The sequence below is a fragment of the Micromonospora sp. NPDC047074 genome, from assembly GCF_040643815.1.
GTDB lineage: Bacteria > Actinomycetota > Actinomycetes > Mycobacteriales > Micromonosporaceae > Micromonospora.
Genome location: NZ_JBEYVB010000001.1, coordinates 373,115 through 384,516, shown reverse-complemented (window position 1 = coordinate 384,516; position 11,402 = coordinate 373,115). Strand labels below are relative to the sequence as shown.

Annotated in this window: 11 protein-coding genes and 1 pseudogene; 1 reads left to right on the top strand and 11 read right to left on the bottom strand. The window is 68.0% G+C overall.

Annotation, left to right across the window (positions count from 1 at the left end; all coding sequences use genetic code 11):
* Positions 1-186 precede the first annotated feature (186 nt).
* Positions 187-633 (top strand): NUDIX domain-containing protein, encoded by a 447-nt coding sequence (locus ABZ809_RS01870; RefSeq protein ID WP_357560423.1) that lies wholly within the window; start codon positions 187-189, stop codon positions 631-633.
* Here the strand turns inward: ABZ809_RS01870 and ABZ809_RS01865 are convergent.
* The 11 genes and pseudogenes from ABZ809_RS01865 to ABZ809_RS01815 form a co-directional block, all read right to left on the bottom strand.
* The gene (locus tag ABZ809_RS01865) at positions 625-1,200 is read right to left on the bottom strand and encodes a histidine phosphatase family protein (RefSeq protein ID WP_357560422.1); all 576 of its coding nucleotides are present in this window, start codon (positions 1,198-1,200) and stop codon (positions 625-627) included. The genes ABZ809_RS01870 and ABZ809_RS01865 overlap by 9 nt on opposite strands.
* On the bottom strand, positions 1,197-1,934 hold the full coding sequence (locus ABZ809_RS01860) for an SDR family oxidoreductase (RefSeq protein WP_357560421.1): 738 nt from the start codon (positions 1,932-1,934) through the stop codon (positions 1,197-1,199). Before ABZ809_RS01860 ends, ABZ809_RS01865 begins: the two co-directional genes overlap by 4 nt.
* Positions 1,931-3,064, bottom strand: a complete 1,134-nt coding sequence (locus tag ABZ809_RS01855) for a hypothetical protein (RefSeq protein WP_357560420.1) — start codon at positions 3,062-3,064, stop codon at positions 1,931-1,933. Before ABZ809_RS01855 ends, ABZ809_RS01860 begins: the two co-directional genes overlap by 4 nt.
* Complete coding sequence (locus tag ABZ809_RS01850) at positions 3,061-4,137, bottom strand: glycosyltransferase family 9 protein (RefSeq protein WP_357560419.1); 1,077 nt, start codon at positions 4,135-4,137, stop codon at positions 3,061-3,063. The genes ABZ809_RS01855 and ABZ809_RS01850 overlap by 4 nt, the downstream gene beginning before the upstream one ends.
* On the bottom strand, positions 4,134-4,688 hold the full coding sequence (locus tag ABZ809_RS01845; RefSeq protein ID WP_357560418.1) for a phosphoribosyltransferase: 555 nt from the start codon (positions 4,686-4,688) through the stop codon (positions 4,134-4,136). The genes ABZ809_RS01850 and ABZ809_RS01845 overlap by 4 nt, the downstream gene beginning before the upstream one ends.
* Complete coding sequence (locus tag ABZ809_RS01840) at positions 4,685-6,592, bottom strand: hypothetical protein (protein WP_357560417.1); 1,908 nt, start codon at positions 6,590-6,592, stop codon at positions 4,685-4,687. The genes ABZ809_RS01845 and ABZ809_RS01840 overlap by 4 nt, the downstream gene beginning before the upstream one ends.
* A complete protein-coding gene (locus ABZ809_RS01835; protein WP_357560416.1) occupies positions 6,589-7,158 on the bottom strand; it encodes a DUF4254 domain-containing protein in 570 nt (189 codons plus the stop codon). The genes ABZ809_RS01840 and ABZ809_RS01835 overlap by 4 nt, the downstream gene beginning before the upstream one ends.
* A 60-nt stretch (positions 7,159-7,218) precedes the next feature.
* Entirely contained in the window at positions 7,219-8,100 is an 882-nt protein-coding gene (locus ABZ809_RS01830) for a hypothetical protein (RefSeq protein WP_357560415.1), read from the bottom strand.
* A 25-nt stretch (positions 8,101-8,125) separates the two neighbouring features.
* Positions 8,126-8,800 (bottom strand): GPP34 family phosphoprotein, encoded by a 675-nt coding sequence (locus ABZ809_RS01825; RefSeq protein ID WP_357560414.1) that lies wholly within the window; start codon positions 8,798-8,800, stop codon positions 8,126-8,128.
* Positions 8,797-9,816, bottom strand: a complete 1,020-nt coding sequence (locus tag ABZ809_RS01820) for an acetamidase/formamidase family protein (RefSeq protein WP_357560413.1) — start codon at positions 9,814-9,816, stop codon at positions 8,797-8,799. Before ABZ809_RS01820 ends, ABZ809_RS01825 begins: the two co-directional genes overlap by 4 nt.
* A 5-nt stretch (positions 9,817-9,821) precedes the next feature.
* Positions 9,822-11,227 (bottom strand): annotated as a pseudogene (locus ABZ809_RS01815) (APC family permease).
* Between the last annotated feature and the right edge of the window lie 175 nt (positions 11,228-11,402).

Sequence of the window (11,402 nt, the reverse complement as noted above, 5' to 3'; positions counted from 1 at the left end):
GTGACGATACCGCTGCCATAGAGGAAAATCTCTGTGTTAAGGCGCCGGCAACAGAGAGGTCTCCGTTAGATCCACACTCCCGGGCTCGGCCGACAGCGCCGGTATGAAGTTAGGTTTCGTCCTTGGCAGGCCACACGGTGTAACTTCGATTCGCCTGCGCCCTGGCTGCTGTTGATTGGGGTTTACATGCGTGAGGTTCTACGTCGGTCGGTACGAGCGATCCTGTGGGACGAACGCGATCAGCTGGTGTTGATCAAGAGGACGAAGCCTGGCCAAGCCCCTTACTGGACTGCGCCCGGTGGCGGCCTTGAACCGACTGATGCATCCCTCGATGCAGCCCTGCGACGTGAGCTGCGGGAGGAGTTGGGGGCGGAGGCAGAGCGGCTTAGCCAGGTGTTCTTGTTCAGCTCGCCGTCGGGCGATGGGGTGTCCGTACAGCACTTCGTCTCCTGCCGGCTCACCCGGGTAGACGAGAGCGCCCGTACGGGTGCGGAGTTCACTGATCCGGGCCGTGGTGGCTATGCCCTGGACCGGGTGGCCGTCGACCACCTTCCTGAGGTGGACCTGAAGCCTGAGGCCCTGAAGGAGTTCATCCTCGCGAACGCTGACGCGTTGCTATCGGAGTTAACCTGAATCGGGCCAGATCCCTGCCGGTTCGAGCGTGAATCGGCGCGCGGCCTGGAACACCTCCTGGGGGCGGCTCGCTCCGGCGATGATCGCTGCGACGGCGCCGATGAGCACTCGATGCGAGACGATCAGGGCGGTGTTTCCTTCGACGGGGTGTCCGAGGACCGCAGCGGCCATCGCTCGTTTGTAAAGCGCTGTGAGACTTTCGCCGCCGGCCAGAGTCGAATCTGGGTCGCGGAGCCGGTTTGTTCGCCAGTTCTGGTACTCAGATGGGTACTCCTCAGGTCCTTTGCCGAGGACGCAATCGGGGGCGCGCCACTCGGCGTACAGCAGGTTGGGGGCGGCGAGCGGCACGCCGAGCAGCGCGGCCAGGATCTCCGCGCTTGTGGCGGCGCGCGGATGCGGGCTGGTCAACACGATTGCGGGCCGGACACCGCGGTCACGGAGTGCGTGGGCGGTGGCGGCGATCTGTGCCGCGCCGCGCGCGGTGAGGGGTGTGTCGGGTCGGGCATGGGCGTGGGGGCGGGTGATTCCGTCGAGGCTGGTTCCGTGGCGGATCCAGAGGGTCGTCATGACAGGTGCCAGCCGCCGTCGACGTTGATCGCTTGGCCGGTGATGAATCCCGCTTCGGGGCTGGCCAGGAAGGCGATGGCGGCGGCGACGTCCGACCGTCGTTTGATGCACTGTCGGTCGAGCTGGCGTCGGACCATGGCGTCGTGGTCGGGTACGACGCTGTGTTCTGCGGGGACCTCGATCGAGCCGGGCCGCACGGTGTTGACGGTGATGTTGTGGGGGCCGAGTTCGCGGGCGAGGGCGCGTATGAGTCCCTCCAAGCCGCTTTTCGCGGCGATGTAGCCGGCGAGGTCGACGCGTCCGAGCTGGGTCATGACTGAGGAGACGACGATGATGCGGCCGTAGTCGTTGGCGATGAAGGCTGGTGTGGCGGCGCGAATGACAGCGGCGTGCGTGACGAGGTTGAGTTCGAGCTGGTCGCGAAGGACGTTGAGGTCCGTCCGGCTCCACGGGATGCGGGGGTACGCGCCGGCGTTGCTGATCAGGACTGCGAGTTGGGTGGCGTGTTGCTCGATGGTGGCGCGGAGTGCGGTCTGGGTGTCAGCGGCGGTCAGGTTGCCGGTGACGGTGTGGGTCTGTGCGCCGTGGCGGCGGGCGGCCTCGACGACCGCGGCGAGGTTGGTGTCGTCGTATCGGTGGGTCAGGACGAGGTCGAAGGCGGCTGACAGCCGGGCGGCGATGGCCGCTCCGATGCCGGTGCCTGCTCCGGTGATGACGGCGGTGGGGCGGCTCATGAGGGCGGCTCCGGTGGCGTCTGAGTGGTGAGTCCGAGGATCTGCTCCAGGTCGGCGTCGGGTGCGTAGAGGTCGGCGAGTAGGCCCAGCGACAGAGCGGCGTCGCGGGGTTCCAGGAGCTGTAGTGGGTATACCGCGAGGATCCGCATGGCGAGGTACGGGCGTATCCAGGTGAGTAGATCCGTGGCGGCGGAGAGTGCGAGCGGCCGGGCGAGCGTCGTGAGGTATCGGGTGATGGCTTGCTGCCGGGCCGGCGATGGTTGGTGCTGGTAGTCGATGCCGACGGCTCGGTGGGAAAGTCTTCTGAGCCGTACCGTGGGTTCGACAGCGTCGGCGAGGGCCTTCCTGTGGTCGGCGTAGGCGTCGGTGTTGTAGTGCGGGACGAGCCAGGCGCCGTGCAGTCTCTGGTACCAGAGGAAGCACGCAATCTCGCCGGGGAGGGCGTTGATGCCTGCGGTGTCGTAGTCGAACCAGACGGGCTGGTTGTCGGCGTCAAGGCCGATGTTGAAGTCGGTGGGGTCGCCCTGCGTCATCGCGGCCCAGACCTGCTCGTCCGGGTGCAAGGCGTCGCGTAGCTCGCCGAGGAGGGCAGGAAGGTCGAGCCGTCGGGGCTGTCCGTTGACCATGAGGGTGGTCTCCCGCAGTTCAGAGGGCCGGAGACCGTCGGCGTCGGTAAGTTTGAGCATGATCGGGTTGTGGCCGTAGTAGTGGTCCAGCCTGCCGCCGGCCTGGGCCCGGTCGCGGTAGAGCTTGCTGTTGGCGCGTGAGGCGGGGACTCGGCAGATGGTCGCGTCGATGGTTCGGCGGTAGTGCCGGAAGGTTGCGTCGAGCCCGCGGTCGAGGTTGGCCGTGCTACCGGGGCCGGTGGATGTGAGAGCGTCGAGGAGCAGGCCGGTGTCCGGAAGATCGGGTCGGTGGCGGTCGTAGAGGGTGAGGGTCCAGTGCCCGACGCGGTGTTGGGAATGCAGCCTCGGTAGCCGGTAGTAATGGCGGATTCGGTGGTGCCCGGCGACTTCGGCCGCAGCCTCCACGGGGTTCGGGTTCACCTTGGCGAAAAGGCGGTGTGCGCCGATGTCGAGATGGAAGGTGCGGTTCATGGTGAAGCGGCGGTAGCGGCCGACGCGGATCATCGAGTCCACCAGCCCGCGCACTGCCCCGCGAAGTCGGCTATGACCTTGGCGGGGATGGCGCGGAGGTCGCTCGCGGTGGACCAGAGAGTGTCGTCGTAGCGGTCCCGCACGGGACACGCGTCGGCGACCGACATCAGGTGCGAGAACGGGGTGGCCACCGCGTGGTGGCGTGGTGAGCCGGTGATCCACTTGGCGTAGCCGTGCCGCCCGTAGAGCCCGACCACGTGTGGCTGGGTGTCGTCCGTTCGGATGGTGAGCGCGGCGAGATGGGTCAGTCCGGTGTCGTTGCCGATCACCAACTCGGCGGTGGCGAAGAGGTCAACGCAGTCGGCCGCCGTTGGGCCGTGAAGTACCTCAATCTGCCCTGCGGGTGTCGGGGGTTGGTGGCCCGGTGGTGTCACCAGGCTGAAGCGCCAGGCGCCCGGTTGGCGGGTCGACAGTCGGTCGGCGAGGGCACCGAAGTTGTCGATGCCGTAGTCCTTGCGGTCGGGGCGACTCGTCGTGGCCACGAAGACCACGTGGAGTGGGTCCGGGGCTGCGACGGCCGCCCGGAACCTGGGGCATGGGTCATCGGAAGCGGGAAGCCCGATGCCGAGGGTTTGCTCGATGTTGAGGTAGTAGCGCATCGGCAAGGCCGCATGGACCTCGACAATGTCGGCGTCGATGAGGTCGAGCAGCGTTGGAGGTGATTCCGGTACCGCGTGAAACTCCGAGGCGTTTCCGCTGCCGAGCACGCCCAGTTGGTGCCCGTCGCCGCCCGTGACCGTGACTGGAAGGGTGCACCGGGCGATCAGGTCCGCCCGGCTGCCGGCGTACTCCAGGGTTCCGAACTGCTCGTGTGTGGCGTCGTGAAGTGCCTGTGCCATGGCGAGGCCGAGCAGCAGGTCGCCGAGTCCGCGAGAGCCGAAGTCGACGCGCCACCCGTTTTCGCGTACCGCGTCGAGGCGTGCCCGTCGGGGTGGGGTCTCGCCCTTGGCCCGTCGATACGGCAGGAGCCGGCCGAGTGGCGCCTGTTCACGTCGGACGAGGTACCGTCCGCCGCGGTGGCGCATCGGTTCCTCGACGAGGGTCACAGCGTGGTCAGTACGCACAGCGGGACCTCGTTGCGCTCGAGTAGCTGTCGGCCGTCGCCGGCGGTGTCTTCGACGAGGCAGAGCGCGCCGGTGATGTCGGCGCCGGCCGCGCGAAGCGCCTCGACGAGGTTGGCCAGAGTGAGTCCGGTGGTGATCTCGTCGTCCACGATGAGAATGCGTAGTCCTTTGAAGTCGCCGTAGGCGAAGACCTCAAGACGCCGGGCATGCGGCTCGTGGAAGACGAGCTTCCCGGGTAGGTCGAGGTTGACTTTCCATGCGAGCCGGTACTCGCTACCACTGGCCCAGGCCAGTGCGATCGTCGGCACGATGCCGCCGGCGTCGAGGCCCAGGAGAAGATCGTGCGGCCGGTACGCCGGGTGCTCGCACCATCGCTGCCACAAGCTGCGCCCGGTCGCCAGTACCTGTTCAGCGGCTACGTCGGTGCGGATGCCATCGAGGCCGTGAACGACGCGGACCGGACGAGTGGTGTCTCCCACCCCGAGCCGGGTCACTCGATCGGCGTGAAGAACCTCGTTAAAGGCGGCGGTCATCGAAGATCTGGTCCTTCCGTGGGGAGGGTGTGAGCGTCGGCCGTGCGGCCGAGCGTGTCGTGGTAGGCGAGGATCTTGGCGGCGGCACCGCGGACCCGGTGGGAGAGGGTTTCGTCTCGTCGCCACCGGTCGCCGCTGACCTCGACCACTGCCGGGAGGTCGACTTCAGCATCCGGATGGCTGGTGGTGAACGCGAGGCGGACCTCCTCGCTGCCGTCGAGGTCCACCCCGTCGGCACGAAGGATGATCTTCATGATCAGCACGACGTGCTTGTAGACATCGCGGACATCGGGTTCGGGTTTCGCGGCGAGTCGCCGCAGCACCATCACCACGAGCGGCAGCTCGCCGCGTGAGGCCCGGTCGTCGGTCGGTGCGTCGAAGGCGTTGAGTGCGAGGTCAGTTCGGCGGTAGAGCAGGCCGCGGCCGTCGTGGGCAATCTGCCGCACCGCGTGCAGTACCCGAGGCGGGACCGCCCCGGTGAGCATCTCCCGGGTGGTGAACGACGACAGTGCGATCTTCTCCCCCGCCGGCCCGCTCCGGGGTACACGCCTGTTCTGGAGCCAGTCCAGCGGCAGCGTGTCGCGTACGACAAGGAGGTCGATGTCGCTCCATCCCGGTAGCCAGCCTTGATGGGCGAGGCTGCCGGTGGCGGCGATGATCGTGGTCTCAGAATCGGTCAGCCTGGCGACGCAGTCTGCGAGTACCGGTTGCAGCGCCTCCGGGATGCCCGTGTCCCCGTGCGGCGGAACCCTGGCCCCGGACCTGCGGTGAACAACCTCCGTGACCGCTCTCTTCAGCGCCGCGAGGCTGCGGCCGTTATCGATGACCGTGTCGGCGATCGACGCGATGCGGTCTCCGCCCCGGCTTCGCTTGATCGCGTCGCGGGCGGAGAGCGATTCCATGGCCTCGGTGGCGCGCTGCGTGCGAAGCCTGTCCGGAAGGCGGAGGAACAGGATCTCGCAGCGCTCGCCCCAGATCCTGCGGAGGTGTGCTGTGGCGTCGAAGCGGTGTGCGCTCTCCAGGCTGATCCGGGGCGAGCCCGGGTTCAGCGCGGCGAACCGCAGGATCTCTTCCGTGAGCATCTGCGCCTGGGTCACCTCGTCCCATTCGCTATACGGATCGGCGGTATCGAGTCGATCGGCGGCAAGCTGCATGAGGTAGCCGATCTTCAGCCGAGTGGCTGTGTGCTCAGTGCGTAGCAACTCGCCGACCGTGCTCTTTCCGCTCTCGGACATACCAGCGAGGACCCACAGGTGCTGGACCTGGTCCGGCGGCAGCGGAACGACCGGCACGTCGAGCCGCGTCAGGGCCTCACGGATTTCACGCTGCACATCGAGAAGCGGGCGGTCCCCCCGCACCACGATGCCCTGGTACTGCCCGCCGTCAACTTGAAGATCGATCGCCTCAGCCAATCGCCGCTGATACTCGGCGTAGCGCTCGGTGGTCGGTACAGGCTCACGTGCCACGGCGTGGTGCGCCTCGGCCGCCGGCTGGTCGCTGTGGCGCAGCAGCAGGTGTAGTTCGCGACGCGGCGCGGGGGCGTAACGACGTGCTTTGGCCTCGACTCGCGCGAGCGCCTCGGCGGTGGAGATGCCGTCCTTGACCGCCGCTGTCGCCGCGCAGGTCGCCACAAGCATCGGCCAACCGCGGTCCTCCAAGACCAAGAGGCCGCCACCGGCGCACCGCGAGGCGTGGGAGCTGAACACGAGGTCGATGTGTTCGTCGGTGGTGCTGTCGACGAACCACCACTGACTGAAGTCTCGTCGCGACACCTCGGCCCATCGCCGGTCCCACCGGTCGATTGTCCCGGTGAACTCGACGTCCGGCATCGCCGCCGCCAACCAGCGGGCGTTCGTGGTCTTGCCGACGTTGTCGGCGCCGTTGAGCGTGACGGCGATCCTCATCGCGGCTCCCGATAGCTCTTCAGCGTTCGCCAGTGAGGAATTCGGCGGCGGCCTTCATGGATGTCGAGCACAAGGACGTCGAAGGCCTCGGTGAGCTCGGTGAACTGCTGGAACGCCAGCGAAGGATCGACATCGCGCAGGTTTAGCTCAGCGGTCTCCGAGAATCGCCTCCACCGAACCCACGCGATGGCCAGGCGGTCGATCACGGAGCCGATCGTCTCGGTGTGCAAAGGGGCCCCGCCCGGTGGCTGGATCACCTGCTCAACCCAGGCGTCGATCTCACCGATCAGAGCGATACGAGTGGCGTTGAGGCGGTCGATCGACCTCTTGGCGGCAGCCACAACGTGGTCGTCAGCGGATGGGTCGCGAGAGATTGTCTCCGCCGCCCATTGCGCCCGGTGGTGCGAGGCGAGCCGGGATGCCGCATGAAGGGGTACCGCCCACACCTCTGGCAGAACCTGTGGGCGGCCACCGAACGTACTGGTGATCAGGTCGGAGCTGGGCAGCGGTCGAAAACGCTGCTGGTTAGGGGCGCTTGGTAAATCACGGACGGAACGGAGGGGCATGGTTGAACCTCCTTTGATCCTTCGCAGGTTCACTGCGGGCGGCGGGCATTGCCGGGCCCGTCAGGGCCGGAGGGTGGTGCCAGCGTGGGTGGTGTGGCCGCGTTCGAGGATGAGGACGTGGGAGAACAGACCCGGCCGGCGTCTGGTCAGCCGTTCGTGCGCGGCGAGGATCTCGCCGCTTCCCGGATCGACCAGTAGCTGCGACGTCGATCCGTCGGCGGTGATGGTGAAGGCCAGGCCGGTGCGGCCGACGATGTCGGTGCTCTGCCCTCGGTAGGTGATGCCGGGAATGGTCGCCAGGATGCGCAGGCTGGTGGCCCGCTGGCTCCGGTTGAGGTATTGGCTGGTCGCGTGTGCGACGACGCCGTTGACGAGCAGCCTTGGGTACGCGGGGTCGGCGGCGAGTTCTGGGGGCGCGAGCGCGCCAGCGAGCGTGTTCGCGTCGCGCAGGAGGGGTTCGGGCAGGTACGGGTGCAGGCCGCCGGGCAGATGCTCGGTCGTCGTCTCGGGCGCTCGCGCGAACAATGCCTGCTCTTCGCCTTCGGGCTGATGGTCGAGTCCTGGCAGGTCAGGTAGGCGTCGAGTGGTCTCGCGGCCGGAGCCGTCGGTGTCTCGGCGCCAATGGCGCAGGTCGGTGCGGGTGATGGCGTTGGTGGCGCGGGTCCAGGACCGGGTGTGCAGGTAGGTGTAGGGCAGGGCGGTGGTGTCGTCGCCGGGTGTGGCAGCGATGGTGTTGGCAAGGACGGTCAGCCGTTGCGACGGGGTCAGGCCCGGGCCGGTAACGGTCGGATGCGTGATGGCGGGCCGACTCCCGGTGGCTGCGGATGTGGTCGGGGCGGGCGTCTGGTGGGTCGGGGTGCTGGTGTGGCAGCCGGCGAGCAGGACGCCGCCGAGCAGGCTTGCCGCCAGGCGGCGAGCGGGGACAGTCGACGTGACTATCACGGTGTGAGAGGTCCTTACTGGGCGGTTAGCGGTATGTGGCGGTGGCGAGGTCGCCGACTGCGGCGTCGACGGCGGCCGTGATGTCGCGGACGGGTCGGTGGTGTTGGTCGGCGATGGCGCGCAGTTGGGCGGTAACGGTGGCGGTGTCGCTGAGGTAGAGGTGGTGGGTGAGGTGCAGGGCGACCACGAGTCCGGCGAGGGCGGCGGTGTGGTTGTCGGGTTGTTCGCGGCCGTCGGCGAGGAAGCGCAGCCGGGCGCGGGCGATGACGGGCCATCGGTTGTGGGTGGGCAGGTAGGTGTCGGCGCGGATGAGTCCGCCGAGTCGACGGCGGCTGGTGTGCCGCAGGATCCCTGCGGCGTGTAGGCCGGCGCGGGTGCGTTCGTAGAGGTGGTCGGCGAACCCGCGTATCCAATTGCGTAGCGGCGGGGCTGGATGGGTGTGGCGGAGGCTGGTGAGGGCGGTGTCGGCGATGAGGTCGCCGACGGGCCGGTCGATGTTCAGCCGGACCCGCTGCACCCCGACGCCGGATGTGTCGCCGTTCAGGGCGGTGCGGCCGGTGAGAACGAGGTCGATGAGGACGGCGCCGGCGAGGCCGAGGGCCAGTGCCTGGCGGTGGATATGGGGTTGGCCGGTGTCGTCGTTGTGGGCGAGTAGGTACAGCTCGTCGCGCAGTGGCAGTTCCGGTACCGAGGCGGTCATGGTCGCCTCTGACTGATTAGGGCGCGTAGCCGTGTGTGGGCGTCGTGGTAGGAGGGCTGCGGGCGGGGTAAGTGGGTTTTGTCGATGGCAGCCAGGATCGTGTAGTTGGGGTCGCAGACGTTGCCGATCGGAGCTCGGGCGGCTTGGGAGATGAGTTGGTAGGCGTCGAGGGCGTCGAGTCCGCACAGGTCGGCGGTCCAGGCGGTGAGGTCCTGGTGGGCGATGCGGTAGGCGTCTTCGAGCGGTCGGGCGCAGCCGACGGACATGAGGGTGGTGTCGGTTTCCAGCCGCGGCCAGGCGGTGGTAGGGCCACCCTTGATGACTTCGACGGCGAGGGTGGTGACGGTGGCGATCTCCACCGCGACGCCGCAGGCTTCGCCGTGTCCTTGGCGGGCGTGTCCGTCGCCGAGGGCCAAGAGTGCACCGTGGACGTTGACGCCGAGGTAGAGGGTGGTGCCCGCACGCAGTTCGGGGGTGTCGAGGTTCCCGCCGTAGTAGTCCGGCACGATCGTGGCGCGGGCTTCCATCGCGGCGGGGGCGACGCCGATCGTGCCGATCATCGGGTCCAGCGGAAGGTCGACCGTGTGGTCGCTGGTGGTCGCCCGGTACCGCACGATCCCGGCTGCGGGGTCGATGTCGTAGACCCATACGCGTTCGTCGAGAGGTGGTTGGAGGGTGGCGGTGTGCGGGGTTGAGGTCAGTGCCCCGAAGTATGGGAAAGTCGCGGACACGCCCCATTCGCGGGCGGGTTCGATTGCGGCGACGTGCACGGCGAGGGTGTCGCCGGGCTCGGCGTCCTCGACGAAGAATGGCCCCGACACCGGATTCAGATACGGCAGCGCGCACATCTGCGACGGCAGATCCGCCGGCCCACGCACCCGGCCGCCGAAGCAGTCCTCGGTGTGCACGGTGAACACGTCACCGGAGCGCACGTGCGCCACCGGGATCCGGCCGCCGAAGGTGTAGGCCAACTCGTCACGCGCCGGCCGGTAGGTGAAGTGGTTTCCATGAGACATCGTGGTCACACCCGCTCCAGGTCACGCCCGGACGGCTGGGCCGGTGCCAGGCCGGACAGCGCTGGACGGCGGCCGGTGGCGTAGAGGCCGGCCAGGACGACAACCCCGAGGGCGAGCCAGGCCAGGCCGAGGCGTTGGGCGGCGATGTTGGCGTTGGCCACCACAAATGCGAGGATCGCGAACCCGATCCCGGGCATGATCAGATGCGCCCACCAGTTTCCGCTGCGACGGCGGATGAGGTGATGCACGACCACGGAGACGTGCAGGACCAGAAACGCGACCATCGCCCCGAAGTTGATCAGCGACGACAGCAGCGTGATCCCGTCCGTACGGGTCGCCATGTAGAGACCGAGCGCGAGGGAAACGGCGCCGGTGAGCAGGGTCGCGTTGATCGGCACGTTACGGCGAAGTGACACCTTCGCCAGGAACGCGGGCAGTTGCCGGTCTCGGGCCATCGCGTACAACAGCCGGGACGTGGCGACTTGGGCGACCATCGAGTTCGGCAGGCCCCACGCGATCGCCGTCGCCACCGCGCACACCGTCGCCAACCAGCCCTCGCCGGCCACAGCGGCGGCCTCGTAGAACGCGGTGCCGTCCGGATCCCCCTGCGTGAGGAGCGTGCCGGGGTCGGGACGAGCATCGCGGCCAGCCACGTCTGGGCGATGAACAACACGCCCGCCAGGACGAGGACGGCGGCCATGGCGCGGCCGATCTGCCGGGAGCCGCCCTTGGTCTCCTCCGCCAGCATGGAGATGCCGTCGAAGCCGAGGAAGGACAGCACCGCGATCGACACCGCCCCCGCGACGAGGGACCAGGTGAACGTGTCGGAGTTGTAGAACGCGTCCCAGCTGAACCGGCCCTTCCCGGTCGCGAGCGCCCAGCCGGCGACGGTCAGGAAAATCGCCAGGACGATCAGCTCGCCGACGAGCATCACCCGGGTCACCATCGCGGTCATGCGGATGCCGACCGAGTTGACGACCGTGTTGACCGCGACGAACCCGAGCAGCCACAGCCACACCGGCACCGCCGATACCGTGGCGTGCATCGCCACCGACGCCACCAGGTACAGCAGCCCCGGGACGAGGACGTAGTCGAGGAGGATCACCCAGCCGGCCAGGAAGCCGACCGGCGCGCTGATGCCCCGGCCCGCGTAGTTGTAGACGCTGCCCGACATCGGGAACGCCTTCACCATCTGCGCGTACGAGAACGCGGTGAACACCAACGCCACCACACCGACCGCGTACGCCAGAGCCACCATCCCGCCGGAGCCGGCGTACACGCTGCCGAAAATCGCCATCGGCGCGATCGGCACCATGTACACCAGCCCGTACGCGACCAGGTCCCGGAACCGCAGCTGGCGTGCGAGTTCCTGGCGGTAGCCGTAGCGGGCTAGGTCATTCGTCGTTGTCATCTCAAGCATCCCCACCCGGGCGAGAAGTGTCAGCAAGGAACGCAGTGGCGTCCGCGACGCGGCCGAAGTCAAGGAGGCCGGCGACAGCAGGTCATCCACCGATGGCGCTAATCCGAAGCCACTCCGCGCATCACTCTGAGTGGCCACATCCGGAACGCTCGGCGATCCGGTCCGT

What these genes read in the sequence shown, in the direction of transcription:
- ABZ809_RS01870 (WP_357560423.1), top strand. Translation starts at nt 187, where the DNA reads ATGCGTGAGGTTCTACGTCGGTCGGTACGAGCGATCCTGTGGGACGAA.
- ABZ809_RS01865 (WP_357560422.1), bottom strand. Translation starts at nt 1,200, where the DNA reads ATGACGACCCTCTGGATCCGCCACGGAACCAGCCTCGACGGAATCACC.
- ABZ809_RS01860 (WP_357560421.1), bottom strand. Translation starts at nt 1,934, where the DNA reads ATGAGCCGCCCCACCGCCGTCATCACCGGAGCAGGCACCGGCATCGGA.
- ABZ809_RS01855 (WP_357560420.1), bottom strand. Translation starts at nt 3,064, where the DNA reads ATGATCCGCGTCGGCCGCTACCGCCGCTTCACCATGAACCGCACCTTC.
- ABZ809_RS01845 (WP_357560418.1), bottom strand. Translation starts at nt 4,688, where the DNA reads ATGACCGCCGCCTTTAACGAGGTTCTTCACGCCGATCGAGTGACCCGG.
- ABZ809_RS01840 (WP_357560417.1), bottom strand. Translation starts at nt 6,592, where the DNA reads ATGAGGATCGCCGTCACGCTCAACGGCGCCGACAACGTCGGCAAGACC.
- ABZ809_RS01835 (WP_357560416.1), bottom strand. Translation starts at nt 7,158, where the DNA reads ATGCCCCTCCGTTCCGTCCGTGATTTACCAAGCGCCCCTAACCAGCAG.
- ABZ809_RS01825 (WP_357560414.1), bottom strand. Translation starts at nt 8,800, where the DNA reads ATGACCGCCTCGGTACCGGAACTGCCACTGCGCGACGAGCTGTACCTA.
- ABZ809_RS01820 (WP_357560413.1), bottom strand. Translation starts at nt 9,816, where the DNA reads ATGTCTCATGGAAACCACTTCACCTACCGGCCGGCGCGTGACGAGTTG.